Source organism: Actinoplanes sp. NPDC051851 (genome assembly GCF_040681165.1).
GTDB lineage: Bacteria > Actinomycetota > Actinomycetes > Mycobacteriales > Micromonosporaceae > Actinoplanes.
Genome location: NZ_JBFAYF010000015.1, coordinates 41245 through 66825 on the forward strand (window position 1 = coordinate 41245; position 25581 = coordinate 66825).

24 protein-coding genes and 1 pseudogene are annotated in these 25581 nt (G+C 71.9%); 11 read left to right on the forward strand and 14 right to left on the reverse strand.

Annotated elements, in window-relative coordinates; translation table 11 throughout:
- The first annotated feature begins 40 nt into the window (after nucleotides 1-40).
- Nucleotides 41-592, forward strand: a complete 552-nt coding sequence (locus AB0M08_RS16965; protein WP_364493532.1) for a Uma2 family endonuclease — start codon at nucleotides 41-43, stop codon at nucleotides 590-592.
- Here the strand turns inward: AB0M08_RS16965 and AB0M08_RS16970 are convergent.
- Together AB0M08_RS16970 and AB0M08_RS16975 are read right to left on the reverse strand one after the other, a co-directional pair.
- Nucleotides 589-978 carry a DUF5130 family protein gene (locus AB0M08_RS16970; RefSeq protein WP_364493534.1) on the reverse strand — a complete coding sequence of 130 codons (390 nt, stop codon included), beginning with the start codon at nucleotides 976-978 and terminating at the stop codon, nucleotides 589-591. The two genes, AB0M08_RS16965 and AB0M08_RS16970, sit on opposite strands and share 4 nt — an antisense overlap.
- Nucleotides 965-1240: a hypothetical protein gene (locus AB0M08_RS16975; protein ID WP_364493536.1), complete on the reverse strand. Its 276-nt coding sequence runs from the start codon at nucleotides 1238-1240 to the stop codon at nucleotides 965-967. The genes AB0M08_RS16970 and AB0M08_RS16975 overlap by 14 nt, the downstream gene beginning before the upstream one ends.
- A 203-nt stretch (nucleotides 1241-1443) precedes the next feature.
- Between AB0M08_RS16975 and AB0M08_RS16980 the strand changes: the two genes are divergently transcribed.
- Together AB0M08_RS16980 and AB0M08_RS16985 are read left to right on the forward strand one after the other, a co-directional pair.
- Nucleotides 1444-1941, forward strand: coding sequence for a hypothetical protein (locus AB0M08_RS16980; protein WP_364493538.1), 498 nt, complete (start codon nucleotides 1444-1446; stop codon nucleotides 1939-1941).
- A gap of 7 nt (nucleotides 1942-1948) precedes the next feature.
- Complete coding sequence (locus AB0M08_RS16985) at nucleotides 1949-2773, forward strand: class F sortase (protein WP_364493540.1); 825 nt, start codon at nucleotides 1949-1951, stop codon at nucleotides 2771-2773.
- A gap of 51 nt (nucleotides 2774-2824) precedes the next feature.
- On the opposite strand, the gene AB0M08_RS16990 is transcribed toward AB0M08_RS16985, so the two are convergent.
- Nucleotides 2825-3373, reverse strand: coding sequence for an HNH endonuclease (locus AB0M08_RS16990; protein WP_364493542.1), 549 nt, complete (start codon nucleotides 3371-3373; stop codon nucleotides 2825-2827).
- Between the two features lie 228 nt (nucleotides 3374-3601).
- Between AB0M08_RS16990 and AB0M08_RS16995 the strand changes: the two genes are divergently transcribed.
- From AB0M08_RS16995 to AB0M08_RS17010, 4 genes are all read left to right on the forward strand, one after another.
- Nucleotides 3602-4663: a mechanosensitive ion channel family protein gene (locus tag AB0M08_RS16995; RefSeq protein WP_364493729.1), complete on the forward strand. Its 1062-nt coding sequence runs from the start codon at nucleotides 3602-3604 to the stop codon at nucleotides 4661-4663.
- A gap of 211 nt (nucleotides 4664-4874) precedes the next feature.
- Entirely contained in the window at nucleotides 4875-6263 is a 1389-nt protein-coding gene (locus AB0M08_RS17000; protein ID WP_364493544.1) for an MFS transporter, read from the forward strand.
- Nucleotides 6264-6294: 31 nt separating this feature from the next.
- Nucleotides 6295-6696: a globin gene (locus AB0M08_RS17005; protein ID WP_364493546.1), complete on the forward strand. Its 402-nt coding sequence runs from the start codon at nucleotides 6295-6297 to the stop codon at nucleotides 6694-6696.
- 64 nt (nucleotides 6697-6760) lie between these two features.
- Nucleotides 6761-8014, forward strand: coding sequence for a PKD domain containing protein (locus AB0M08_RS17010; protein WP_364493548.1), 1254 nt, complete (start codon nucleotides 6761-6763; stop codon nucleotides 8012-8014).
- A 137-nt stretch (nucleotides 8015-8151) separates the two neighbouring features.
- Here the strand turns inward: AB0M08_RS17010 and AB0M08_RS17015 are convergent, their stop codons facing one another.
- The 5 genes and pseudogenes from AB0M08_RS17015 to AB0M08_RS17035 all read right to left on the reverse strand — a co-directional run bounded on the left by AB0M08_RS17015 (nucleotide 8152) and on the right by AB0M08_RS17035 (nucleotide 12293).
- Nucleotides 8152-8736 (reverse strand): YbjN domain-containing protein, encoded by a 585-nt coding sequence (locus AB0M08_RS17015; protein ID WP_364493550.1) that lies wholly within the window; start codon nucleotides 8734-8736, stop codon nucleotides 8152-8154.
- Between the two features lie 129 nt (nucleotides 8737-8865).
- Nucleotides 8866-9525, reverse strand: a complete 660-nt coding sequence (locus AB0M08_RS17020) for a hypothetical protein (protein WP_364493552.1) — start codon at nucleotides 9523-9525, stop codon at nucleotides 8866-8868.
- Nucleotides 9526-9614: 89 nt separating this feature from the next.
- Nucleotides 9615-10010: pseudogene (locus AB0M08_RS17025) on the reverse strand (thioesterase family protein); the annotation flags it as partial.
- Nucleotides 10003-11679, reverse strand: coding sequence for an energy-dependent translational throttle protein EttA (gene ettA / locus AB0M08_RS17030; protein WP_364493554.1), 1677 nt, complete (start codon nucleotides 11677-11679; stop codon nucleotides 10003-10005). The pseudogene AB0M08_RS17025 and the gene ettA, both read right to left, overlap by 8 nt.
- A 95-nt stretch (nucleotides 11680-11774) precedes the next feature.
- Entirely contained in the window at nucleotides 11775-12293 is a 519-nt protein-coding gene (locus AB0M08_RS17035) for a hypothetical protein (RefSeq protein ID WP_364493556.1), read from the reverse strand.
- 111 nt (nucleotides 12294-12404) lie between these two features.
- On the opposite strand from AB0M08_RS17035, the gene AB0M08_RS17040 reads away from it, so the two are divergent.
- Nucleotides 12405-13805 (forward strand): trehalose-6-phosphate synthase, encoded by a 1401-nt coding sequence (locus AB0M08_RS17040; protein WP_364493558.1) that lies wholly within the window; start codon nucleotides 12405-12407, stop codon nucleotides 13803-13805.
- 131 nt (nucleotides 13806-13936) lie between these two features.
- Here the strand turns inward: AB0M08_RS17040 and cobA are convergent, their stop codons facing one another.
- The 3 genes from cobA to cobC are packed head-to-tail and all read right to left on the reverse strand — an operon-like array spanning nucleotide 13937 to nucleotide 17344.
- Nucleotides 13937-15145 (reverse strand): uroporphyrinogen-III C-methyltransferase, encoded by a 1209-nt coding sequence (gene cobA / locus AB0M08_RS17045; protein WP_364493560.1) that lies wholly within the window; start codon nucleotides 15143-15145, stop codon nucleotides 13937-13939.
- 40 nt (nucleotides 15146-15185) lie between these two features.
- The gene (cobT, locus tag AB0M08_RS17050; RefSeq protein WP_364493732.1) at nucleotides 15186-16187 is read right to left on the reverse strand and encodes a nicotinate-nucleotide--dimethylbenzimidazole phosphoribosyltransferase; all 1002 of its coding nucleotides are present in this window, start codon (nucleotides 16185-16187) and stop codon (nucleotides 15186-15188) included.
- A gap of 47 nt (nucleotides 16188-16234) precedes the next feature.
- On the reverse strand, nucleotides 16235-17344 hold the full coding sequence (gene cobC, locus AB0M08_RS17055) for an Rv2231c family pyridoxal phosphate-dependent protein CobC (RefSeq protein ID WP_364493562.1): 1110 nt from the start codon (nucleotides 17342-17344) through the stop codon (nucleotides 16235-16237).
- 26 nt (nucleotides 17345-17370) lie between these two features.
- Between cobC and AB0M08_RS17060 the strand changes: the two genes are divergently transcribed.
- Nucleotides 17371-19515, forward strand: coding sequence for a transglycosylase domain-containing protein (locus AB0M08_RS17060; RefSeq protein WP_364493564.1), 2145 nt, complete (start codon nucleotides 17371-17373; stop codon nucleotides 19513-19515).
- A gap of 67 nt (nucleotides 19516-19582) precedes the next feature.
- Here the strand turns inward: AB0M08_RS17060 and AB0M08_RS17065 are convergent, their stop codons facing one another.
- Nucleotides 19583-21754, reverse strand: coding sequence for a cobyrinate a,c-diamide synthase (locus AB0M08_RS17065; RefSeq protein ID WP_364493566.1), 2172 nt, complete (start codon nucleotides 21752-21754; stop codon nucleotides 19583-19585).
- Nucleotides 21755-21887: 133 nt separating this feature from the next.
- Between AB0M08_RS17065 and AB0M08_RS17070 the strand changes: the two genes are divergently transcribed.
- Both AB0M08_RS17070 and AB0M08_RS17075 read left to right on the forward strand, forming a co-directional pair.
- Nucleotides 21888-22895 carry an SURF1 family protein gene (locus AB0M08_RS17070; protein ID WP_364493568.1) on the forward strand — a complete coding sequence of 336 codons (1008 nt, stop codon included), beginning with the start codon at nucleotides 21888-21890 and terminating at the stop codon, nucleotides 22893-22895.
- A 59-nt stretch (nucleotides 22896-22954) separates the two neighbouring features.
- The gene (locus AB0M08_RS17075; protein WP_364493570.1) at nucleotides 22955-23380 is read left to right on the forward strand and encodes a hypothetical protein; all 426 of its coding nucleotides are present in this window, start codon (nucleotides 22955-22957) and stop codon (nucleotides 23378-23380) included.
- Here the strand turns inward: AB0M08_RS17075 and AB0M08_RS17080 are convergent.
- Complete coding sequence (locus tag AB0M08_RS17080; RefSeq protein ID WP_364493572.1) at nucleotides 23377-24951, reverse strand: ATP-dependent DNA ligase; 1575 nt, start codon at nucleotides 24949-24951, stop codon at nucleotides 23377-23379. The genes AB0M08_RS17075 and AB0M08_RS17080 overlap by 4 nt on opposite strands.
- A gap of 147 nt (nucleotides 24952-25098) precedes the next feature.
- Nucleotides 25099-25392 carry a hypothetical protein gene (locus AB0M08_RS17085; protein WP_364493752.1) on the reverse strand — a complete coding sequence of 98 codons (294 nt, stop codon included), beginning with the start codon at nucleotides 25390-25392 and terminating at the stop codon, nucleotides 25099-25101.
- Between the last annotated feature and the right edge of the window lie 189 nt (nucleotides 25393-25581).

Sequence of the window (25581 nt, forward strand, 5' to 3'; positions counted from 1 at the left end):
GTGTTAGTAGGCTGGCACTCCATGTAGGCGGAGGTGGCCCGTGACAACCCTGTCGTCAGCGCGCTGGAGTGCCCCGGACGGCCGGTGGACCGAGCCCGACCTGCGCCTCTTCCCGCAGGACGGGCACCGGTACGAGATCGTCGACGGCTGCCTGCACGTCACCCCGCCGCCGCTGACCGCCGAGCACGACGCCCTGGTCGACGCGGTGGTGGCCGTACTGCGCGCGGAGGCCCCGCCGGACTGGTGGGTCTGCGACCGGCTCGGCGTCGAGCTGGACGCCAGCAGCCTGGTGCCGGACGTGACCGTGCTGCGGCCGCGCTCCTCCGGGGCGATCTGGGCCGATCCGGCGGACGTCGCGCTCGTCGTCGAGGTGGAGTCCGGGGAGACCCGGCGGTACGACCGCCTGCTGAAGCCGGACGTCTACGCCGCGGCCGGCATACCCGGGTACTGGCGGGTGGAGCCCGGTCCGGCCCTGCGGGTGTACACGCTGGACGGGGACCGGTACCGCCTGGAGCGCAGCGTGGAGAGCGCCGAGCACGTCAAGCTCGACGCTCCGTATCCGATGCGGGTGACGCCGGGAGCGTGGGGCTAGCCGCGGCCGGCGTGCGAGGCCAGCTGGTCGATGCCGATCAGCAGCCCGCTCAGCAGGTCGCCGCCGGCGAACGCGGCGGCCATCGAGAAGCCGGCCAGCTTGGCGTCCCGGTCCGAGATCCGCTTGCGGGCCTCCTCGCCCGTGATGATCTCGAGCTTGCGCTGGTTCGGCGAGACCGCGAACAGGACCGCGCGCTGCGGGTTCTTGATCTGGCCGTGCAGCTTCTCGGCGTGCTCGCGGATCGGTTCCTCGAGCTCACCGAGGTAGATGCTGAAGGTCAGGCCGGTCGCCTGGTCGGCGATCCGGAGCGCCTCGTCGAGACGCAGCAGCTGCCGGGTCGTGAAGGGACTCTCCCGGTCCACCGCGACCAGCTCACCACTTGTCACTTGCGCCTCCTGTCGGGCCGGGCCGGACCGGAGCGCCGGAACTGTCCTCGATGATCAGTCCGTGCTCGAGCGCCGGGGCCGGAGCCGTCACCCGTCCCGGGGACGACACGAACCACTGCGCCGGGAACTCGTAGGGCCGGCCGGGACGGTACCGACGGTCCTGCTTGTCGCGGTTCGATCCCGCGAAGACCAGCGATGCCACCGTACCGATGACCGCGGCCGGAATGATCACATAGACCAGGATGGTTGTGATAACAGACAACTGAACGCCCCCAGGCGCCGGTGATCCTTCTTGATTCTGAACATCAATCACGGTAGCGGAGCGCGAGACGTACCGGACCGTCGGGTCTCGAACCGGGGTCTCACGCCGTCGGGATCTACGCGGAATGTGCGCCGGGGTGCGAAAATCACCCTCACGCGCCGTCCGCGTACTTTCCGCCCGCGAACGGCAAGGAGGGGGATTCCATGCGCCTTACCGTCCCCGCCGCAGGCGCGGCACTCGTCGCGGCGATGACCGCCGGAGCGCCGATCGTGCTCCACGCCACCGCCGCCCGCGCCGCCTCGGTCTTCGTCGAGCTCAATCCCGATACGGTCCCGGCCGGAGAGGACATCACGCTCCGCGCCTCCTGCGAGGACAATCTGAAGGCCGCCACGGTGAGCGCCGAACCGCTCGGCGACGTCGAGGTCTCGCCCGAGTTCGGCTTCCTCACCGCCACCGCGAGGGTCCCGGCCGGCACCGGGGCCGGCGACTACCCCGTGCTCCTCGAATGCCCGACGGGCCGCAAGGCGACCGCGACGCTGCACGTGGTGTCGAACGTGTCACCGAAACGCGGCCCGGCCACCGGCGGCGGTGGCACCGCACCGGAACGGATCGCCCCGCTGCTGATCGGCGGGGGCCTGCTGGCGATCGGGGCGGGCCTGGCGCTGGGCGTCGTGTCGATCCGCCGCCGGCGGCTGGGCTGAGGCGCCGGTGACCAGCGACGGGCGGACCACGCCGCCGGCCGGGAACCGGGTGCCGGACGCCGTACGCCGGAAACGCCCCGCCGAGGTGGTGGTCGCGGCGCCGCCACCCGGGGTGATCACCGGGCCGCTGCCCCCGACGCCGAGCGCGCCCGGGCAGTCCCTCTTCCGGGTGCCCCGGCAGCGCCCGGTGAAGGCGCCCCGGCCCGGGCGGGGCCGCCGCCGGGTGCCGATCGGCATGATCGCGCTCGCCCTGCTCTTCATCGGGCTCTTCGTCTGCGGGATGGGCCTGGGCGTGGCCACCAACTTCGACCTGGGCGGGCTGCTGCGCGGGCCGGACGAGCCGCCGCCCCGCGCGTTCCCGGTGCTGGAGCCGAGCCGCCCGCAGCGCCTCAGCATCCCGGATCTGCGGGTCGACGCCCCGATTCTCGAGGTGGGGCTGGCCGGCGACGGCTCGGTGGACGTGCCGCCGCTGAAGCGGCACAACGAGGCCGGCTGGTTCGACGGCGGGCCGACTCCGGGGCAGTTCGGGCCCGCGCTGATCGTCGGGCACGCGGACACGCGTACCGGGCCGTCGGTCTTCCACGACCTGGGGCGGCTCAAGCCGGGCGAGAGCATCGAGGTGGACCGGGCCGACGGCACGGTGGCGGTCTTCGAGGTCAACTCGGTCGAGCACTTCGACAAGGACCAGTTGCCCGTGCACCGGGTCTACGGCGACTACAGCCGTCCCTCGCTGCGGCTGATGACCTGCGGCGGGAAGTGGCTGGGGGGCAGGGAGGGGTACTCCGACAACATCGTGGTCTTCGCCTCCCTGGTCGACTCCCGGGAGGCGTGAGACGGCCCCCGGTGGTCACCGGGGGCCGGAAAAGCGTGAGGCCGGGGCGGCTTATGCCGCCTCGGCCTCGGGCGTGGGGGTGGAGGGCATGTCGAGCCAGTCCATCCAGCGGGGATCGGGCGTACGGTGCCCGAGGACCCGCCAGGCGACGCCTCGTGGCGCCGCGGGTATCTGATGGAGCCGCCAGCCGAGTTCGGCCGGGGTCTTGTCGCCCTTGCTGTGATTGCACTTGGCACACGCGGCGACGACGTTCTCCCAGGCGTGCAGCCCACCGCGGCTGCGCGGGAAGACGTGGTCGATGGTCTCGGCCGAGCCGCGGCAGTAGGCGCAGCGGCCGCCGTCCCGGGCGAAGATGGCCCGGCGGGAGAGACCGACGTGTGTGCGGTACGGCACTTTCACGTATCGCGTGAGACGGACCACAGAGGGGACCGCCAGGGTGTGGTGCGCGCTGTGCAGCAGACCGTCACCGTCCGAGACGCACTCGGCCTTGCTGGTGAGCAGGAGGATGGTCGCCCGACGCACCGATACGACGCACAGCGGCTCGTAGGTAGCGTTCAGCACTAACGCGGAAGAGCCCACTGTGGGTCGTATGTCAGGCATCGCGATCACCCTTCCGGTGCAGTTGCTGTTCGAACTCCCGTAGCTCAGCCGTGTGTGATTCGGGCCTCGCTGACGAAGCCTGTTGCGCCAATAGTCCCTGATGGATGACCAAATTGCGAGCACAATCTGTGGCCGCGCGGTAAACGTCTGAGGTCGTCCGCTCAGCCGGACCCGGTACTTTGACTCCTCGTGCTCCTCTCCGATCCCTCCTCCTCCCCCAGCGCCTCGCTGCCCGATCTCCTCGACAGCACCGAGGTCGCCAAGGCCGTCACCGACGCCTGCGGCAACGACGCACTGTGCAAGCAGGTCTTCGTCTGGACCGGCAACCAGTGGCTCGCCAACAGCAGCTATGTGATCGTCATCAAGCCGCTCCGGGTGATAGCGATCATCCTGATCGCGATCCTGGTCCGCTGGCTACTGCACCGGGCGATCTCCCGGCTGGCCGCGAGCACCTCGCGGGCCGCGATGCCGGCACTGCTGCGGCCGCTGAAGGAGAAGGCGACGACGGCCGAGGAGGGCCAGTTCATCCCGGAGCGGCGCCGTCAGCGCGCCGAGGCGATCGGGTCGGTGCTGCGCAACTTCGTGAGCGCGCTGGTCTTCACGATGGCCGCGCTGCTGCTGCTCAGCGAGTTCGGCTTCGACCTGGCCCCACTGCTCGCCAGCGCCGGGATCGTCGGCGTGGCGATCGGTTTCGGCGCGCAGAGCCTGGTCAAGGACCTGATCGCGGGCCTGTTCATGCTGCTGGAGGACCAGTACGGCGTCGGCGACACGGTCGACCTGGGCGAGGCCACCGGCGTGGTGGAGAGCGTCGGCCTGCGGATCACCACGGTCCGCGACTCCCGGGGCGTGCTCTGGTACATCCGGAACGGCGAGATCGTCCGGGTCGGCAACAAGAGCCAGGGCTGGGCCATGGTGGTGATCGACATCCCGATCGGGTTCGTCGCCTCGGAGGAGGCGGTGGCCGTGCTGCGCCGGGCCGCCGAGCTGGTCGCGACCTCGGCCGAACACGCGACCGAGTTCATCGAGCCGCCGGACGTGGTCGGCGTCGAGCAGTTGACCGTGGACGGCGCGGTGATCCGGACGATCGCCAAGACGAGCGCCGACAGTCAGGGTGTGGTCCAGCGCGAGCTGCGCCGGGCGCTGACCGAGGCGATGGACGTGTCGGGGCTCTCCGAGCGGATCGCCGCTTCCCGGCTCGGACCGCGCGCCGCGGTGCCCCCGCCCTGGTACACCGGCCCCGAAAATTCTTCGCCTTCGATGGATGAGCCGCGGCCCGACGGATCGATCTGACCTGCGCATACGTCAGAATCTTCGGTTCTGCCCTCGACCGAATGGCCGATTTTCTCCCCAACCGCCCTAGCATTGACTCGGACGATCGGGCAGAATCCGGAGAAGCTCGCAGAGCATCTGCACATGCAACGGCACGTACGCGTCCGACCACGACCGCCCGTGCCCGACCGTCGCCGGCCCTCGGTGATCGTCGACAGCGATGGAGGGCCTGGTGTCCGACGACCCCACAGGGCCGAAGAACCCGGACCGCGAAGTAACGGAAAGTGCTGAACAAGCCACGTTCCGCGACATCTTCGCTCTCCGGGAGTACAGGGCCGTCTTCGGCTCGCAACTGATCAGCTGGGTCGGCGACTACTTCTCCCGGGCCGCGGTGACCGTCCTGGTCTACCAGCAGACCGACTCGGTGCTCCTCTCCGCCGCCTCGTTCGCCACCGGCTACCTCGCGGCGATCGTGGCGGGCCCGCTGCTCTCCTCGGTCGCCGAGCGGTACCCGTACCGGCGGGTCATGATCGCCTCCGACCTGTTCCGGATGGTGATGATCGGCCTGCTGCTGATCCCGCACCTGCCGGCCCCGGCCGTCCTGGCGACGCTCCTGCTGGCCAGCTTCGGCGGGCCGCCCGCCCAGGCCGCCCGCTCGGCGCTGACCCCGATGATCGTCGGCCGTGAGCGTCTCTCCCTGGCGCTCGCCGCCTACCAGACCGCCGGGCAGGCCGCCCAGGTCGCCGGTTACCTGGTCGGCGCGACGGTCGCGGTGACCCTCGGCCCCCGGGCGGCGCTCGGCCTCGACGTGCTCTCCTTCGCGGCGTCGGCGCTGCTGGTCACCGTCGCGGTCGCGGACCGGCCGGCCGCGCTGGCGCCGGAGCGGCGTACCCACCTGCTGCGCGAGACCGGCGAGGGTTACCGGCTGATCTTCGGGGAGCCGGCGCTCCGCTCGATCGCGATCGTGGTCTTCACCGTGATCGTTTTCAGCATCGTGCCGGAGAGCCTCGCCGCCTCGTGGGCCGCGGAGGGGTCGGCCCACGGCAATCAGGGGCTCGACCAGGGCGCGATCATGGCGGCCTCCCCGCTCGGCTGGGTGATCGGCGGGCTGCTCTTCAGCCGCCTGGTGCCCGAGGCCCGGCGGGTCCGGCTGGTCCCGCCGCTCGCCGTGCTCACCCCGCTGTTGCTGGTCCCGGCGCTTCTCGGCCCGCCGATCCCGGTGGTCGTGCTGCTGGTCCTCGGCTGCGGCATGTGCGTGGGCGCGCTCTTCCCCACGCTGAACGCGACCTTCGTGCTGCTGGTGCCGCCGAGCCACCGGGCGCGGGCGTTCGGGGTGGTCTCCAGCGGCATCCAGGCCAGCCAGTTCCTCGCGGTGATCGTCACCGGCGGCCTCGCCGACCGTTTCCCGCTGCCCCGGGTGGTCGGCCTCTGGAGCCTCGGCGGCGCCCTGCTGATGCTGGCCGTGGCGCTGCGCTGGCCGCGGCCGGAGCGGTTCGCCCTGGTCCGGGAGGCCGCCACCGGGACAGCCACGCCGGGGACGAGCACGGCGACCGAGCCGGAGCCCTCAACGACGGTGGCGGAGGTCACACCCATGCCGCGCGTCACACCCGAGCGCTCCTGAGCACCCGCGAACCGGCTGGCAGGATGGAACGGTGAGCGCACCCACCACCTTCTTCGACGCCGTCGGCGGCGAGCCCACGTTCCGGCGGCTCGTCGACAAGTTCTACGAGGGCGTCGCCGAGGACCCGCTGCTCCGGCCGATGTACCCGGAGGAGGACCTCGGCCCGGCCGCCGACCGGCTCACGCTCTTCCTGATGCAGTACTGGGGCGGTCCCAGCACATATTCGGAGAGCCGCGGTCACCCCCGGCTGCGCATGCGGCACGCACCGTTCCGGGTCGACCCGGCATCCCGCGACGCCTGGCTGCACCACATGCGGGTGGCGGTCGACTCGCTGGAACTGGCCGAGCCCCTGCACACCGAGTTGTGGAGCTACCTGGAGCGCGCGGCGTACTTCATGGTGAACACGATGGATCCCGCGGAGCCGGCTACCTGACCGCGCCCTCCGCGCGGGTTGCTCGTTGATCGGGTGTCACTCACCGATCCCCGGGAGCCGTCCCATGCGCCGACTGCTGGCCGCAGCCACCGTACTGATAGCCGCAGTGGCCGGAGCGCCGCCCGCGGCCGCCGACCCCGCGCAGAACGGGATCGTCTCCGCCAATCCGGTGGACTGGACCCCGCACGTACTGGACGGCACGGTCTGGTCGCTGGCGGTGGTCGGCGACACCGTGATCGTCGGCGGCGCGTTCACCAAGGTCGCCGACGCGAGCCGCCGCCAGACGTACGCCCGGAAGAACATCTTCGCGTACGGTCTGCGGGACGGGGCGATCCGCTCGTTCGCCCCGGAGGTGGACGGCGCGGTCTACTCGCTGGCACCCGGCGACGACGACACCGTCTACGCCGGCGGCGCCTTCAAGACCGTCAACGGCGCCGGCTCCCGCGGCATCACCCGGCTCTGGCTGGGCAGCGGCAACCGGTACACCTCGTTCAAGGCGAGGATCAACTGGGGTGACGTCCGGTCACTCTCGCACCGGGGCGACGACCTCTACGCGGGCGGCACGTTCTCCGCGGTCAACGGCGTGGAGCGGGTCGGCCTGGTCCGGGTGGACGCCGAGAGCGGCACGGTGGACGAGGACTTCGACGCCCGGCTCTCCGGCCCGGGTCTCAAGCGGGTCCGGGTCGAGCACTTCGACATCTCCCCGGACGACAGCCGCCTGGTCGCCGTGGGGGCCTTCCTCCGCGCGGGCGACGAGGAGCGGACCCAGATCGCCCTCTTCGACGTCGGCGGCGCCTCGGCCGAGCTGACCGACTGGTACACCGACGCGTACGAGCCGCCGTGCATGAAGGGCTTCGACACCTATCTGCGGCAGGTCAAGTTCTCCCCGGACGGCGCGTACTTCGTGGTCGCCGCGACCGGACGGGCCTCGTCGGCACAGAAGCTCTGCGACTCGGCGGCCCGCTTCGAGGCGGGTGGCTCCGGCCGGCACAACCCGACCTGGGTGCAGCGCACCGGCGGCGACTCGCTCTACGCCGTCGCCGTCACCGGATCGGTGGTCTATCTCGGCGGGCACCAGCGCTGGTTCGACAATCCGTACGGCACCGACGGCAACGGCCCGGGCCCCGGCGCGGTCTCCCGTCCCGGCATCGGCGCGGTCAGCCCGACCACCGGACGTGCGCTCTCCTGGAACCCCACCCGGGCCCGCGGCGTCGGCGTCCGCGCCTTCCTGGTGGTCCCGAACGGCCTGATCGTCGGCTCCGACACCGACGAACTCGGCAAGGAGTACCACGGCCGCCTGGGCATGTTCCCGCTGTAGAGCGACAGCCAATTCAAGATCAAGAGATCGTTCTCGCACCTGGTCGCGGGGTGCAGACCGTCGCTCCCGCCGAGGGTCGGGCCGGGGCCCAGCATTCGCTGGCCCTGGCCCTCCACCTGCGTGAGTGGAGAAGACCCTTACAGCAGAGCACCCTCGTCGTGGAGCCAGTCCACGAAAGACGTCGCGACCGCGGCGCCACAGTCCAGCAGCTCGACCAGGAGCGTGTCGTGCGCGCCGGCCGCGAGCGGCACCTGCAGCTCGGCGTAGATCGGCAGCTGACCCCGCTCGGTGGGATCGCCGACGTACGCCTTGCAGAACCGCCGCGTGTGGTTCCACTCGTTGACCACCCGGTACGCCCGGTCGGCCCAGTCCGGTGGAACGGTCGCGTGCGGACGGGCCCGCATCACCAGGATCTCGTCGTCCGGCCCCTCGAGCGTGAACAGCACCGCGTGCCGCTCCCACATCGCGAGCAGGCTGCCGCCGCCGTCCGCGAGGAACCGGATGTCGAGCATGTCGAGCGCCTTGCCGATCCGCGTCAGCGTCACCGGTTCGATCACATCGGACGTTCCGGTCGTCCCCGACGGCTCGGACGGAGCGCCGACCCGGGCGGGCTCGCGTTGGGCCGGGACACCGACGCGAACGGCGTTCTGCACCGCCACCTCGCCACCGGTATCCGGCTCGTCACCCGCGGCCGAGCCCGGACGCCATGACCACCACGGCATCGTGTGCACCTCACTCCCCAACAGACCCACCACCGGACGTAGCAGTAGATCCGAGGGCCGACGGTACCCGGACAGGTCGTGAAGGTCATCCCCCCAACGGGAGGGCGGGACCGGAAGAACGATGCGACATCACCCTTTCGGGTGACTAACCATCGGCATAACGGTCAATTTGTGAACGCTCTGTCGCCACGCTACTCCATATGGTGCAGAAATTCCCACCCAGCTGCCGGCCACCCGGACCCGCGCCTCGACCGGTTCGGTGTCTCGCGGACCGAGGAAACCCATCCGGGCGACCGCCTGGACGAGTCGCTGGGAGACCTGCACCGGATCGCCGTCCTCCGGCGTGACGACCAGGGCGACGTGATCGAGGAGGGCGTCGCGGACCGCGCGCTGCCCGACCGCCCGGCCGGAGACCCCGCCCGCGCTGATCTCCCGGAGCGTCCCGGCGGCCGCCGCGGCGAGCCGGTCCAGCTCGGCGCCGGAGATCGACTCGACGGCCTGGCTCGCGGCCGGCGGCAGCGGCCAGCGCCACTGGGTGTCCCGGCGCTCCGGCAGCTCGTCCCCGCCGGCGGCGAGGATCGCGAGCAGCGCGGCGGCGGAGACCGTGGCGTCCCCCGGGCCCGGGCCGGCCACCTCGCGGGTGACCAGCACGTCCCAGGGGAGTCGCGCCCAGAGCGCGGTCCGCCCACCGGACGACCGCAACCGCACCGGCGCGGCCGGATCCAGCCTGGTCAGCCGCGCCAGGAACGCGCCCGCATCGGGAACCCCGAGCAGGCCGTGCCCACTCATGACCGGTCTCCCACCGAGCGAGCCGGCTCCTCGCCGGACGCCGCGGCAGCACCCGCAACGGCGGCGCCCGATCCCGCAGCGGCCGACGTGTAGGGCTTCAGGAAGTCCCGCTCCGCCTCGGACAACCGGCGTGGATGCCCGTTGGCCAGGTTATACGGCACGCAGACCGACTTGGCCCGGCTCGCCAGCACACCGTCGTCGAAGAGCTCGTACGACACGGTGAACGCGGCCACCCGCAGCTCGGAGACCCACATCTCGATCCGGACCGGATCACCGAAGTCGACCGGCTTCACGTAGTCGATCTCGTGCCGGGCGATCACGATGCCCTCCTCGAAGGAGCCCAGCCCGTGCTCCCGCGCCCCGACGAAGAACATCGCCACCCGGGCCTCCTCGTAGAGCGTGAGGAAGCGCGCGTTGTTGACGTGCCCGTACGCGTCCATGTCGGACCAGCGCACGGGCACATCGATGACGAAACGATCAGTCACGGGTGAGCTTGCGGTAGGTGACCCGGTGCGGACGGGCCGCGTCGGCGCCGAGACGGTCGATCTTGTTCTTCTCGTACGCCTCGAAGTTGCCCTCGAACCAGAACCACTTGTCCGGCTCCTCGTCGGTGCCCTCCCACGCGAGCATGTGGGTGGCGACCCGGTCGAGGAACATCCGGTCGTGGGAGATGACCACGGCGCAGCCCGGGAACTCGAGCAGCGCGTTCTCCAGGCTGGAGAGCGTCTCGACGTCCAGGTCGTTGGTCGGCTCGTCGAGCAGGATCACGTTGCCGCCGATCTTCAGCGTCATCGCGAGGTTGAGCCGGTTGCGCTCACCACCGGAGAGCACCTTGGTCGGCTTCTGCTGGTCCGGGCCCTTGAAGCCGAAGGCCGCCACGTACGCCCGGGAGGGCATCTCGACCTTGCCGACCATCATGTGGTCGAGACCGTCGGAGACGACCTCCCACAGCGTCTTGGCCGGGTCCAGGCCCGCGCGGCTCTGGTCGACGTAGGACAGCTTGACCGTCTCGCCGATCCGGACCGAGCCCTCGTCCGGCTGCTCCAGCCCGACGATGGTCTTGAACAGCGTGGTCTTGCCGACGCCGTTCGGGCCGATGATGCCGACGATGCCGTTGCGCGGCAGCGAGAACGACAGGTTGTTGATCAGCGTCCGGCCCTCGAAGCCCTTGGTCAGGCCGTTGACCTCGATGACGGTGTTGCCCAGACGCGGGCCCGGCGGGATCTGGATCTCCTCGAAGTCCAGCTTCCGGGTCTTCTCCGCCTCGGCGGCCATCTCCTCGTACCGGTCGAGGCGGGACTTGCTCTTGGTCTGGCGCGCCTTGGCGTTCGAGCGCACCCACTCGAGCTCCTCGGTGAGGCGCTTCTTCATCTTCGCGTCCTTGCGGCCCTCGACCGCCAGACGCGCCGCCTTCTTCTCCAGGTACGTCGAGTAGTTGCCCTCGTAGCCGATCGCCCGGCCGCGGTCCAGCTCCAGGATCCAGCCGGCCACGTTGTCCAGGAAGTACCGGTCGTGGGTGATCGCCAGGACGGTGCCCGCGTACTTCGCCAGGTGCTGCTCCAGCCAGCTCACGCTCTCCGCGTCGAGGTGGTTGGTGGGCTCGTCGAGCAGCAGCAGGTCGGGCGCCTCGAGCAGCAGCTTGCAGAGCGCGACCCGGCGGCGCTCACCGCCGGAGAGCTGGGTGACGTCGGCGTCCGGCGGCGGGCAGCGCAGCGCGTCCATCGCCAGCTCGAGCTTGGAGTCGACGTCCCACGCGTCGAGGTGGTCGAGCTCCTCCTGGAGCTTGCCCATCTCCTCCATCAGCTCGTCGGAGTAGTCGGTGGCCATCAGCTCGGCGATCTGGTTGAACCGCTCGAGCTTGCCCTTGGTCTCCGCGACCGCCTCCTCGATGTTGCCGAGGACGGTCTTCTCGTCGTTGAGCGGGGGCTCCTGCGCGAGCATGCCGACGGTGTAGCCGGGCATCAGCCGGGCCTCGCCGTTGCTCGTCTTGTCGAGCCCCGCCATGATCTTGAGCAGGCTGGACTTACCGGCGCCGTTCGGGCCGACGACACCGATCTTGGCGCCTGGCAGGAAGCTCAGCGTCACATTGTCGAGCACGACCTTGTCGCCATGCGCCTTGCGCGCCTTTTCCAGGACGTAGATGTACTGGGCCACGGTGTGCCCTACCTCCGCGATCGTCGATTTTCGGTGCCGGAATCAAAGGACAATCTTTCCAGGTACCGCCGTGACGGCGAACGCCAACCCCGGGGTCAGTCGCCGACCACTTCCTGTTCCTGCTGCTCTCCATCCGGCCGAGAGATCAGCAGCCGCGCCCGGTCGACCTCGAAGACGACGTTGTCCCAGGAGACCACGCGGTAGCTGTCACCGCCCAGGTCCTGCACACCGTCCAGGAAGAGCGCGGTCTTCCCCTCCACCCATTCGGCGTCGGTGCCACCCTTGTTGGCGTGGTAGTAGAGCCGCCCGGCGGCGTCCCGGCAGATCCAGACCACGGTCTTGCGGTCGGTGGTGACCCGCAGGACCTGGTACAGCTCCCCGGTGGCGCCGTTGCGGGCGGCGACCTCCTGGGTCTGCTCGGGGCAGAGCGGCCCGGAGAGGGACGCGCTCGGGTAGACCACCGACGAGGTCGGCGAGGTGGCCGCCGCCCGATCGCGGCGCTCCCCTAGCAGATGACCGCCGATCATACCGATGATCGTGAGCAACACCGTGGCGATCACCACAGGGAAGAACAGCGGGCGCCGTTGCTGGGAATGATCATCGAGGGGTGTCACCGGCCCAGGATGGCACCCCGTGACCAGGCCGGACCAGAGTGGGTGAGACCGGGGAGGCTACGCACAGTAGGCTCGGTCTGGGAACAGAAACCACCCGGAGGTGTACTCAGCGTGGCCCAACGAAGTTCCTTCGTCGTCGTCGCCAACCGCCTGCCCGTGGACGAGGTGACCCTGCCGGACGGCGAACGGCAGTGGCGCCCCAGCCCGGGCGGCCTGGTCACGGCCCTGCATCCGGTGCTCACCGAGCATCGCGGAACCTGGATCGGCTGGGCCGGCGGGGATGGTCCCGCGCCCGACCCGTTCGATCTGGAAGGTATTCACATCCACGCGGTGCCGTTGAGCGCCGACGAGCTGGAGCGCTACTACGAGGGCCAGTCGAACGCCACGATCTGGCCGCTGTACCACGACGCCGTGGAGACTCCCGTCTACAAACGGCGCTGGCGCGACACGTACCGTGCCGTCAACCAGCGCTTCGCCGAAGCCGCCGCCGAGGTCGCCGACGAGGGCGCCACGGTCTGGGTGCAGGACTACCAGCTCCAACTGGTTCCCGCGATGCTGCGGGAACTCCGCCCCGACCTGCGGATCGGCTTCTTCCTGCACATCCCGTTCCCGCCGATCGAGCTCTTCATGCAGATGCCGTTCCGGGCCGAGATCCTGCGCGGCCTGCTCGGCGCCGACCTGGTCGGCTTCCAGCAGCGGCTGGCCGCACAGAACTTCGTGCGGCTCGCCCGGCACCTGCTCGGGCTCCGCTACGAGGGCCAGTCGATCCAGGTCGACGGCCGCAAGGTCAAGGCCGGCGCGTTCCCGATCAGCATCGACACGCTCGGCATGGAGCGGATGGCCGCCGACCCGGCGGTGCAGGCCCGCGCCAAGCAGATCCGCGCCGAGCTGGGCGATCCCGAGACGGTCATCCTCGGCGTCGACCGGCTCGACTACACCAAGGGCATCGAGCTGCGCCTCAAGGCGTTCCGCGAGCTGCTCGCCGACGGCAAGCTCAAGGTCGGCGACGCGGTGATGGTGCAGGTCGCCACGCCCAGCCGGGAGCGGGTGGAGCACTACCAGTCGCTCCGGGTCAAGGTCGAGCGCGAGGTCGGCCGGATCAACGGCGAGTTCGGCAAGGTCGGCGTGCCCGCCGTGCACTACCTCCACCAGTCCTACAACCGCCAGGAGCTCGCCGCGATGTACGCGGCGGCCGACGTCATGATGGTGACCCCGCTCCGCGACGGCATGAACCTGGTCGCCAAGGAGTACATCGCGTGCCGCGGCGACACCGGGGGCGCGCTGGTTCTCAGCGAGTTCGCCGGCGCCGCCACGGAGCTGCGCCAGGCGTTCCTCTGCAATCCGCACGACCCCGACGGGGTCAAGGAGGCGCTGCTGCGCGCGGTCGGTGCCGAGCCCGCCGAGCTCAAGCGCCGCATGCGGGTGATGCAGCGCCACCTGCGGACCCACGACGTCGCTCGCTGGGCCCGCAGCTTCCTCGACGAGCTGGGTGTCGGGGAGAGCTCTATCTGATTGCTCCGCGGCGATTTGCCTGGTAACCGCTGAGGAGGAGGTCGGTTTTCCGCCAAACGCAAACCCCGCGGGCGTCGAAGAACCGGGCTCCTCCTCACCGGCGGCAAATCGCGTTCTCCACCCGGCCGAGATCAGCCGGCCGTCGTCCTGATGCCGTCGGCGACCGCGACGACGTCGCCGATCACCACCACCGCGGGTGGGCGGATGCCCGCGTCGGCGACGGCGGCCGCGACCTCGCCGAGCGTGCTGCGCAGCGAGCGCTGGTGTGCGGTGGAGCCCTCCTGGATCACCGCGACCGGGGTCTCCGGCGCGCGGCCCTCGGCGATCAGTCGCTCCGCGATCCGCGGCAGGTTCTTCAGGCCCATCAGCACCACCAGGGTGCCGCGGAGCCGGGCCAGCGACGGCCAGTCCACCAGCGAGTCCGCGTGGTCCGGCGGGATGTGCCCGGAGACCACGGTGAACTCGTGCGCCACCCCGCGGTGGGTGACCGGGATGCCGGCCAGCGCGGGCGCCGCGATCGAGCTGGTCACCCCGGGCACCACCAGCACCGGGACACCGGCCGCGGCACAGGCCAGGGCCTCCTCGCCGCCCCGGCCGAAGACGAAGTTGTCGCCACCCTTGAGCCGGACCACGAACCTCCCCTGGGTGGCCCGGTCCACCAGGATCCGGTTGATCTCCTCCTGGGCGGCCGACGGCCCGTACGGGATCTTGGCGGCGTCGATCAGCTCGACCTCGGGGCGCAGCTCGCCCAGGAGCATGCCGGGTACCAGCCGGTCGGCGACCACCACGTCGGCGGCAGCGAGCAGGCGGCGGCCCTTGACCGTGATCAGCTCCGGGTCGCCGGGGCCCGCGCCGACCAGCGCGACGCCCTTGAACTCCGGGGAGGCCGGCGGGGCGGCCTCCAGCGCATGCGCGACCAGGTCACGGACGGCCATCGCGCGACGGCGATCGCCACCGTCGGTCACCGCGACGGTCACCTGGCCATGGCGGGTGACGGCCGGGGTCCACGCGGTGGCGGCGTCCCGGTCGTCCGCGCGTACGCAGAAGACCCGGGCCTGCTCGGCGGCGAGGGTGACCTGCGCGGCGGCCTCCGGATCGTCGATCGCGACGTGCACCAGCCAGGCGCCCTCGACGTCGCCCGGCTCGAAGCGGCGCGGCGTCCAGGTCGCCCGGCTCGCGTCCACGTGCGCCCGCAGGGCCGGGGTCAGCTCCGGCGCGACGATCTCGACCAGCGCGCCCGCCGCGATCAGCGCGGGCACCCGGCGGGTCGCCACCGTGCCACCGCCGACCACCAGCACGCGGCGGCCCTCCAGGCGCAGGGCCAGGGGATACAGGCTCATTTCTCCGACACTCCCGCGCTCGTCTCCCGGGCTTCCACGCTCATTTCTCCGACACTCCCGCCGCGTCGAACGTCGTGACCTCGTGCAGCACGCGCACCGCGGCCGCCGCGATCGGCAGGGCCAGCACCGCACCGCTGCCCTCGCCCAGCCGCATGCCCAGGTCGAGAAGCGGCGTAAGGCCCAGGTGGGCGAGCGCGACCGCGGCGCCCGGCTCGGCCGAGCGGTGCCCGGCGACCATCGCGGAGACCGCGTCCGGGGCGAACGCGGCGGCGGCGAGCGCGGCCGAGACGGCGATCACCCCGTCCACGATCACCGGCACCCGGTGCGCGGCCGCGCCCAGGATGAACCCGGTCAGCGCGGCGTGCTCCAGGCCGCCGACCGCGGCGAGCACGCCGAGCGGATCGGCCGGGTCCGGGGTGTGCCGGGCCAGCGCCGCGGCGATCACGTCGGTCTTGCGGGCGAGCGTCGCGTCGTCGATGCCGGTGCCGCGCCCGGTCACGGCGTCCGGGGCGGCGCCGGTGAAGACCGCGGTCAGCGCCGCCGCCGGGGTCGTGTTAGCGATCCCCATGTCGCCGGTGAGCAGGCACTTCGCGCCCGCCGCGACGAGCTGGGCGGCGACCGCGGCGCCGAGCTCGACCGCGGCGAGGGCCTCCTCGCGGGTCAGCGCCGGCTCCTGGGTCATGTCCCGGGTGCCGCGCCGGATGTTGGCGTCCAGCAGGTTCGGGCCGCCGTGCAGCGGGATCTTGACCCCGGCGTCGACCACCATCACGTCCGCGCCGGCCTGCCGGGCGAATGCGTTGACCACCGCGCCGCCGGCCACGAAGTTCGCGACCATCTGCGCGGTGACCTCCTGCGGCCACGGCGAGACGCCCTGGGCGTGCACACCGTGGTCACCGGCGAACACGACGACGGTGGCGGGCTCGGGCATCGGTGGCGGGCAGTCGCCGGCCAGCCCGGCCAGGCGTACCGAAAGCTCCTCCAGATGGCCCAGCGAACCGGCCGGCTTGGTCAGCCGCGCCTGCAGCTCGCGGGCGGCGGTCATCGCCTGCTCGTCGGCCGGGCGGATGGCCGCCAGGGTGGTCTCCAGGGTCACAGGCGCTCCTCGATCACGTCACGCAGAGTCTGTACGAATCGGTCCGTGGTGGCAGTGTCGCGCACCGCAATCCGGAGCCAGTCGGGGCCCAGCCCTGGGAAGGTATCGCCGCGGCGCACCGCGTAGCCACGTTTTCGCAGCTCAAGGCGGACCAGAGGGGCTTCGGGGAGGCGGATGGAGACGAACGCGGAGGCCGGATCGCCGGCAACCGTGATGCTTGGCACGTCGAGTAACCGATCCACCAGGTGGGCACGCTCGGCCGCGAGCGCCGCCGCGATCTCCCGCTCGGCGGCCACCGCCCGTGGCGAGGCGCACGCCCGCGCGGCGGCGAGCGCCGGGGTGGAGACCGCCCAGAGCGGCTGCGCGACGGCGAGCCGGCGCAGCAGGGCGGCCGGGCCGAGGGCGTACCCGATCCGCAGTCCGGCCAGCCCCCAGGTCTTGGTCAGGCTGCGGAGCACCACCAGGCCGGGCAGGTCACGGCGCCCGGCCAGCGACTCCGGCTCGTGCGGCACCCCCGGGCGGTACGTGGTGTCCGCGAACGCCTCGTCCACCACCAGCACCCGCCCCGGCCGGGCCAGCTTCGCCACGTCGGCCGCCGGGTGCAGCACCGACGTGGGATTGGTCGGGTTGCCCACGAGGACCAGGTCGGCGTCGTCCGGTACCAGCCCGGGATCGAGCCGGAAGCCGTCCTCCTCACGCAGCAGCACCCGGTCCACCCGGTGACCGGCATTGATCAGCGCAGCCTCGGGCTCGGTGAACTGGGGATGCACCACCACCGGACGGTGCGCCCCGCGCAGCGCCTGGGCCAGCAGCACGAAGGCCTGCGCGGCGCCCGCGGTGAGCAGCACCTCCTCCGGGTCCCGGCCGTGCCGGGCGGCGACCGCGGCGGTGGCTGCGGTCGCGTCCGGGTAGGCGGAGAGCCCCCCGAGCGACGCGGCGATCGGGGCGGCCAGCCACCCGGGCATGGCCTGGTGCCGCACGTTCACCGCGAGATCCACCAGACCCGCCCCCACCTCGGCGTCGCCGTGATGATCGAGGTCGAACGTCATGCGCCCAGCATGCCGCACGATCACCGGTGCCTCACTTCGGCTGTTTAGGGATAACATGAACCGTTTTGTCTTACCGTCATAGAGTGACCGACCGAAGCCCCACCGTAGCCGGAAGAATCGCCCTGCTGATCCGCGCCGGTCTCATCGCGGGACTGGTCATCGCCGGGCTCTCCTACCCGCTGGCCGCCCTCGGTGGGATGGGTGTCAAGGTCGGCACCGACGCGCTGCAGAAGATGCCCGAGCAGCTCGACGAGGTGCCCGCGGCGCAGACCACGTACGTCTACGCCAACGACGGCAAGACGCTGCTGACCATGTTCTACGAGGAGTACCGGCGGCAGGTACCGCTCGCCCGGATGTCGCCGTACATCACCCAGGCCATCGTGGCCAGCGAGGACACCCGGTTCTACGAGCACAACGGGGTGGACGCCAAGGGGGTGGCCCGCGCGTTCGTGGCGAACCAGAAGGCGGGCGGCGTCTCCCAGGGCGCGTCCACGCTGACCATGCAGTACGTCCGGATGGCGCTGCGGGACAGCGCGCGTACGCCGAAGGAGGCCCTGGAGGCGACCGAGCAGACCGCCACCCGCAAGTTGCGGGAGATGCGGCTCGCCATCGAGGTCGAACACCGGCTGACCAAGCAGCAGATCCTGGAGCGCTACCTGAACGCGGCGTACTTCGGCCACCGGGCGTACGGGATCTACGCGGCCAGCACGGTCTTCTTCTCCAAGCAGCCCAAGGACCTCGACCTGAACGAGGCGGCGCTGCTCGCCGGGCTGGTCAAGGCGCCCTCGGCGTACGACCCGGCGACGAGGAACCAGAACGCGGCGCTGCTGCGGCGCAACTACGTGATCGACCAGATGCTGAAGATGGGGTCGATCACCCCGAGCCAGGCCGCCGACGCCAAGAAGGCCAAGATCAAGCTGCACCTGAGCTCGCCGCGCAACGACTGCGTCTCGGTGCCCCGGGCCATCAACGATTTGGGCTTCTTCTGCGACTACTTCAAGAGTTGGTGGCGCGAGCAGCCGGCGTTCGGGGCGAACCCGCAGGAGCGCGAGGAGAACCTGCGCCGCGGCGGGTACCGCGTGGTCACCTCGATCAGCCCGAAGGTCCAGCGGATCGCGATGAAGCAGGTCCTCTCCCGGGAACGGCGGAGCAGCCCGTTCGCGCACGGCGAGGTGGTGATCCAGCCCGGGACCGGGCGGGTGGTCTCGATGGCGGTGAACCGGCGCTACTCGCTCGACCAGGAGCACAACGGCCGGCACAGCGACTGGTCCCAGCGCCGCGACGTCCGGGGCAACTACCCGAACACGGTCAACCCGCTGCTCGGCGGCGGCGACATGGCCGGCTACCAGGCCGGGTCGACCTTCAAGATCTTCACCATGCTCGCCGCGCTGGACGAGGGGATACCGCTCGGCACGTCGTTCTACGCCCCCGAGCGGTACGTATCGAAATACATCACCGCGCCCGGCCCGGCCACCTGCGGTGTCAACTGGTGCCCGAAGAACTCCAGCAAGTCGATGACCGGCACGCAGACCATGTGGAGCGGGTTCGGCAAGTCGGTGAACACGTACTTCGTGCAGCTGGAACAGAAGGTCGGCGCGGAGAAGGCGGTCGCCATGGCCGAGAAGCTGGGCCTGCGCTGGCGCACCGCCGTCGACCGGAAGCTCGCCAAGCCGTCGCACGCCTCCGGGTGGGGCGCGTTCACGCTCGGGGTCAGCGACGCCACCCCCGTGGAGATCGCCAACGTCTTCGCCACGGTCGCCGCGGAGGGCTCGTACTGCGAACCGCTCCCGGTCGTCTCGATCCGCAACCCGGACGGGAGCAACGCGACGTACCAGCACAAACTCGTCGCGTCCCCGCGCTGCCGCCGGGTCTTCAGCCCGAACGTCGCCCGCGCCGCCACCGACGCCGCCTCCTGCGTGACCGGTTACGGCGCCCACCGCGGCAGCTGCGGCGGCTGGGGAACCTCCGAGATGGTCTACGGCATCATGGGCCGCCCGGTCGCCGGCAAGAGCGGCACCACCGACAACAACAAGACGGCGTGGTTCAGCGGGTTCACGCCGCAGCTGGCGGCCTCCGCCTTCGTCGCCGACCCGGACAACCCCGAGCACCTGGTCGGCACGGGCCGCTCCCTGATGTCCAAGTACACCGTCGCCGAGACGCTACGGGACGCGCTGAAGGGCCAGCCCCGCCTGAAGTTCACACCACCGTCCGACAAGCTCGTCTGGTGACACCCGCCCCCGACAGCGACCCCTCAGGGCTGCACAGCGGGATCGGATTCACACGCCGGGCCGAGCGTCAGTTACGCGGGAAGGCCTCGGCGTGCGGGGTGATGTCGGCGGTGGGGCGGTTCTCCGGGGGCACGCTGTTCGGGTGCGGTATGCCCTGATGGGGGTCGTTCGGGTACGGGCCGGCGTGGATCGGCCCGCCCGGAACCTGACCACCGTTCGGATAGGCACCGTTCGGGTGCGCCCCGTTCGGGTGCGCCCCGTTCTGATGCGGGATGTTCATACCGGGCGGCAAACCCTGCGAACCGGGACCCAGCGGCCCACCCGGACCGGAGACACCGCCCGGAACGGACATCCCGCCAGGGCCGAGTGGCCCACCCGGACCGGAGACGCCGCCGGGACCCAGCGGGCCGCCGGGACCGGAGACGCCGCCCGGGCCGAAGGAACCCCCGGGGCCGGCCGATCCGGGGATGGGCTGGGCCAGCGGCATGGCCTGCGCGACCGGGGTGGGGTGGGCGGTCGGCATCGGGTGGGCGGTCGGCGCGGACTGCGCGACCGGCATCGGGTGAGCGGTCGGCATGGAGTGGACGGCCGGCTGGGGCATCGGCGCGAACTGCCCGCCCGACGCCGGCTGCGGGATCAGGATCGGCGAACCGGCCGGTTGCTGAGGCTGCGGCATCTGCTGCGGAATCAACAGCGGCTGAGGCTGATGCTGAGGAACCGGCAACGGCTGAGGAACCTGCTGAGGCTGCACCGGGGACATCGGCGCCGGCTGCGGGACGTGCTGCTCCGGCGAGGGCTGCGGGGCCGGGGGCAGGTGCTGGGCCGGGGGCATGTGCTGTGTGGGCGGCAGGTGCGAGGCGGGCGACATCGGCTGGGTCGGCGGAAGGTGCGGGGACGAGCCCGCCGGACCGGCCACGGCCGCCTGGACCAGGCGGTTGGCGATCTCCGGGGCGGCGGCCCAGTGCAGGCCCAGCTGGGAGGCGTGCACCTGGCGCCAGACGAAGCCCTCCGGGTTGCCGCCGGACCAGGTCCAGGCCGGGGAGGAACCGGCGCGGGGCGTGACGATCGTGCGGTGCTGCTTGTACCCGGTGATCCGGGCGCCGGCCGGGGCCAGCACCGAGGTGCCCGGCGCGGTGGCCTCGCGGTACCCGGCGACGGTCTGGTCGGCGGTGAGCGCCGTGGCGTCCAGCACCCCGCACATCGGGCGTCCGTCCAGCTCGTGGCCGAGCCAGGGCAGCGCGATGCCCTCGGCCACCACCGGCCAGCCCTCACGGGCGAACTGGGCGACGGCCGCGGAGAGGCGGCGGTTGGCGGAGAGCTCCTCGGCGTACCCCTCGGGAAGCCCGGACCCGACGATCAGCGCGCGCGTGCCGGCCGGCAGCGCCTCGTCCCGCAGCGGATCCACGACCACCACGTCGGCACCCGCCGCGGCCAGGAGCTCGGCGGTCTCGACGTACGTGAAGGGCGCACCCGGACCACCCGCGAGGGCGACCACCGGGCGCTGGAGCTGCTCGATCGGCTCGCCGGCGGCCTCGGCCGGCGACCAGAGCGGGCCGGGCAGCGGCTGGGCGGACGCGGCGAGCGCCATCAACCGGTCCAGGTCGAGCAGGCCGGCCACCGCCTCGCCCAGGCGCCGGACCGCGCGGCTGGCCTCGACGGTCCGGTGCGCGACCGGGACCGGGCCGTTCCCGCGGGCGGGCAGCACGTTCGGCAGGTCGCCGCGGCGCAGCGCGCCCAGCACCGGCATGCCGATGTCGTCGAGGGCGCTGCGCAGCATCTGCTCGTGCCGGGACGACGCCACCCGGTTCAGGATCACGCCGCCGAGGTGGACCATCTCGTCGAACATCCGGAAGCCGTGCACCAGCGCGGCGAGCGAGTGACCCATCGCGGCCACGTCCACCACCAGGGCGACCGGCGCGCGCAGCGCCGCGGCGACGGCGGCCGTGCCGTCCAGCTCGGGCTGGCCGGTGAGGCTGTCGAAGAGGCCCATGGCGCCCTCGATGACCGCGAGCTGGGAGCCGGCGGCGCCGTGGCCGAAGAGCGGCGCGATGCGCTGCGCGCCGACCAGGCGCGGATCCAGGTTCCGGCCGGGGCGCCCGGCGGCGAGGCCGAGGTACGCGGCGTCGGTGTGGTCCGGGCCGACCTTGAAGCCCGCGGCCGGAATGCCACGCGCCGTCATGGCGGCGAGCAGACCGACGGCGATCGCGGTCTTGCCGTGGCCCGACGACGGCGCGCTCACGACCAGGCGAGGCTGGGTGATCAATATCTCCCCCGAGTATTCCGCGGACGGCGGTCACGTGCTAATGAAGGCCGGATGTCGCACAGTACCCGGCTCTGACGGAGGCCGCCGCCTGGCCGGGTAGCCTCGGGGCGTGTACCGGTTCCTCCTGACACCCCGCTGGCTGGCCGCCGCCGCCCTCGCCGTGGTCGCTTCGGTGGTCATGGTGATGCTCGGCAACTGGCAGCTGCGCCGGTACCACGAACGCCATGAAATCAATACCCGGATCGACGCGGCGGACTCGGTGTCCGCTGTCAACTTGACGTCCGTCCTCGCCGCGCCGACCACGACCGGTACCGCGGGCGCCGCACCCGGCGAGTCCCTGGCCTGGACGAAGATCACCGTGACCGGGCAGTACGACACCGCCCACGAGATCCAGGCCCGGGGCCGGACGGTCGAGGGCGACGTCGGTTTCGAGATCCTCACCCCGCTGCGGCTCGCCGGCGGTGCGGCCGTCCTGATCGACCGCGGCTGGGTCCCGGCCCCCGAGGCGGGTGCGCTCGCCTCGCCCGTGGTCCCGGCCGCGCCGACCGGCGAGGTGACCGTGATCGGTCAGATCCACCTGTCGGAAAGCCGACCCGCGCCGGTCGAGGAGCGGGACGGCCGGTTGGACACCCGCCGGGTCAACCTGCCCCGGCTCGCGGGTGAGCTGCCCTTCCCGGTCTACGGGGCGTACGTGTTGCTGACCACGTCCACCCCGGCCGACGCCGCCGGGTTCACCCCGGTGCCGATCGAGCACGAGGACGCCTGGCAGAACGGCGGGTACTCGGTCCAGTGGTGGCTCTTCTCCGTCATGCCGTACGTCCTCCTCTTCTACCAGGCCCGTCGCGAGGCCGCGGAGAACACCGCGGCCGCCGAGCAGACGCCGGCGGGCCCGGATCCGCTGCCGGAGGAGCCCGCTCGCGCCCCCGCGCTCGACCGGGTCGCCGAGGCCGACCGGCGTAAGGCCGCGAAGAAGGCCGCGCGCTCGATGGACCGGGTCGAGGAGGCGGACCGCCGCAATGCCGCGCGCTCCATGGACCGGGTCGAGGAGGCCGACCGGAAGGCCGCGGCCGTCGCGGCGCGGAAGGCGAGCACCGACACGGACGGGAGCGCCGGTTAGATCACCCGTGGCGGAGCGCCGGATCGCGATGCGGGACCGGGACGATTAATCTCCCGGGCATGAATCTCCCGCCGGACGACCCCTGGGGCGCTCCCTCACCGGCACCCGCCGAGCCTGCCCACGCGCCAGAGCCCGGCCCGGTGATCGTGGAGATCGCCGAAATTCAGATCACCTCCTCTCTCGTACGCACACCGGTGGGTGACTTCCCGCTCGCCGGTTCACGCTGGCAGGTCAACGAGTTCTGGCTGAGTCAGCGGCGTACCCCGCTGTGGGCCAAGATCGTGGCCGGGGTCGGCGTCTGCTTCACCGCCGGGTTCAGCCTGCTACTCCTGCTCGTCAAGGAGACCGTCCCGCAGGGCACCGTGCAGGTCACCGTGACCAGCGGCACCATGCAGTACGTCGCCCGCGTCCCGGTCAAGCACGAGGAGGACATCGCCCAGATCAACCAGTCGGTCAACTACGTCCGCAGTCTGGCCGCTCTCTAGACCCTCAAGGCCCGGACCGCGTCGATGGTGTCGGCCTCGACGGCGGATTTGTCCTCGCGGTAGCGCAGCACCCGCGCGAACCGCAGCGCCACCCCGCCCGGATAGCGTGGCGACGTCTGCACCCCGTCGAAGGCGATCTCCACCACCTGCTCCGGCCGTACGCGTACCACCCAGCCGTCGTCCTCGACCGCCAGCTCCCGGAAGCGCTCGGTCTGCCAGCGCAGCAGCTCGTCGGTGAGCCCCTTGAACGTCTTCCCCAGCATCACGAACCCGCCGGACTCCGGATCGCGGGCACCCAGGTGCAGGTTGGAGAGCCACCCCTGGCGCCGCCCGTGCCCCCGCTCGACGGCGAGCACCACCAGGTCCAGCGTGTGCCGGGGCTTCACCTTGACCCACGCCGCACCCCGCCGCCCCACGTCGTACGCCGCACCGGGCGCCTTGACCACCACGCCTTCCTGACCGGCCGCGAGCGCCGCGGCGAAGGCGGCCGCCGCCTGTTCCCCGGTCTCCACCTCGGTCCGCCCGACCAGCAGCCCGTCCGGAAGCGCCCCGGCGAGCGCGTCCCACCGCACCCGCCCGGGTTCGTCCAGCAGATCCACACCGTCGAGATGCAGCAGATCGAAGAAGTACGGCACCAGGACGACCGGTTCCGCCCCACCCCCGGCCCGGCTCACTCCGCCCGCGGCCCGGCTCGCCGCTCCTCCGGCCCGGCTCCGGGTCGCCGCCCGGCTCGACGTCTCCTGGAACGGCCGCGGCCGCCCGTCGGGCCCGAGGGCCATCGCCTCGCCGTCCAGCACCACCTCGCGCAGGGGCAGCGCCCGGACCGCGGCCACCACCTCGGGCAGCCGCGCCGTGATGTCGTCCAGGCTGCGGGTGAAGACGGCCACGTCACCGCCGGACCGGTGCACCTGGATCCGGATCCCGTCGAGCTTGGTGTCGACCACGGCGGGCGTCCCGGTGGCGAGCAGCGCCGCGCCGACGTCGGGGGCGCTCTGCGCGAGCATCGGGCTGAGCGGCGTGCCGACCCTCAGCCGGATCCCAGCGAGCGCGGGTGCCCCACCGGTCAGCGCCGCGACCGCCACCTGTTTGAGGTCCCCGTTGAGGAGCAGCGCCCGGCGTACGACGGTGACCGGCACCCCGGCCGCGACCCCGATCGCCTCGGCGAGCAGTCCGGCCTGCGCTCCCTGCCGCAGTTCACCCCCGAAGAGCCCGGCGAGGAGCCGCTGTTCGTCCCCGGTGGCCGCCCCGAAGAGCGCCCCGAGGAGCTCCCGCCGCCGCGCCTGCGACCCCGTCCCCGCCACCGTGGAGATCTCCGCGATCGCCGCGTCCACCCCACCCACGGTCAGCGTCGGCTCCACCGCAGCCGGCGGCAGATCCCGCAGGCTCGCATACCCCACCCCGGTCTGCCGCTGCCGCAACTCCCCGGCGAGGTACGCGGCCCCCGCCGCGATCTCCCCCGGCTCCAGCCGCCGCAGCGCCTCCGCGAGCAGCCCGACCTTCGCCTTCCGGCCCGAGGTGCCCGCGACGGCGGCCGAGGTCGCCGCGATATCGAGAAACCGCACGCCACCCATCCTGGCAGCCGATCACGGAATCCGCGGCCACCCGCCGCCCCCGCCGGCCATGATCGTGAACCCGGACCGCCCGCAGCGCCCCCGCCCGTCGGTGAACCTGGCGCGGGTGACACCCGATTCGTCGAGCCGTGGGGCTGACGAGACCGGTCAGGCGGCTTTCGGCTCCTCGATGCGGAAGCCGCGGGCGCGGACCGCGTCGGCGACGCGGCTCAGCTCGGTGTCGATGCCGACCAGGGCACGGGAGAGGTCGGCCAGGTGTTCGGTGAGGGTGGCGTCGTCCCACCCGGAGACGTCGACGTCACCCATGGCGCGGAGAGCGGACCGCAGGCGCGCGATCGACTCGATCCGGTCGCGGGTCCGGAGGCGGTCGAGGGCGGCGCTCGGACCGGCGGGCAGCGCCCGCATCGCGAGGCTGACCGGAGGCACATCGTTCGAACGCATGTGCTAATCCTAACAGGAATGATCGTCGATCACACCGGGAGGATCGCACCGGAACCACCACGTACGGGTGACGACCGATACCCGCCGGCGACGCGCCGAAACCTCGCCCCGGCGCGTCTCACCCGCCCACGGCGCGGCCTCAGGTCGTCAGGCGCGGCCTCAGGCGGCCTCAAGGTCAGGCGCGGCCTC

What these genes read in the sequence shown, in the direction of transcription:
- AB0M08_RS17085 (WP_364493752.1), bottom strand. Translation starts at nt 25,392, where the DNA reads ATGCGTTCGAACGATGTGCCTCCGGTCAGCCTCGCGATGCGGGCGCTG.
- cobT (WP_364493732.1), bottom strand. Translation starts at nt 16,187, where the DNA reads ATGACCGCCGCCCGCGAGCTGCAGGCGCGGCTGACCAAGCCGGCCGGT.
- AB0M08_RS17080 (WP_364493572.1), bottom strand. Translation starts at nt 24,951, where the DNA reads ATGGGTGGCGTGCGGTTTCTCGATATCGCGGCGACCTCGGCCGCCGTC.
- AB0M08_RS17075 (WP_364493570.1), top strand. Translation starts at nt 22,955, where the DNA reads ATGAATCTCCCGCCGGACGACCCCTGGGGCGCTCCCTCACCGGCACCC.
- AB0M08_RS16980 (WP_364493538.1), top strand. Translation starts at nt 1,444, where the DNA reads ATGCGCCTTACCGTCCCCGCCGCAGGCGCGGCACTCGTCGCGGCGATG.
- AB0M08_RS17010 (WP_364493548.1), top strand. Translation starts at nt 6,761, where the DNA reads ATGCGCCGACTGCTGGCCGCAGCCACCGTACTGATAGCCGCAGTGGCC.
- AB0M08_RS17020 (WP_364493552.1), bottom strand. Translation starts at nt 9,525, where the DNA reads ATGAGTGGGCACGGCCTGCTCGGGGTTCCCGATGCGGGCGCGTTCCTG.
- cobA (WP_364493560.1), bottom strand. Translation starts at nt 15,145, where the DNA reads ATGAGCCTGTATCCCCTGGCCCTGCGCCTGGAGGGCCGCCGCGTGCTG.
- AB0M08_RS16990 (WP_364493542.1), bottom strand. Translation starts at nt 3,373, where the DNA reads ATGCCTGACATACGACCCACAGTGGGCTCTTCCGCGTTAGTGCTGAAC.
- cobC (WP_364493562.1), bottom strand. Translation starts at nt 17,344, where the DNA reads ATGTTATCCCTAAACAGCCGAAGTGAGGCACCGGTGATCGTGCGGCAT.
- AB0M08_RS17015 (WP_364493550.1), bottom strand. Translation starts at nt 8,736, where the DNA reads ATGCCGTGGTGGTCATGGCGTCCGGGCTCGGCCGCGGGTGACGAGCCG.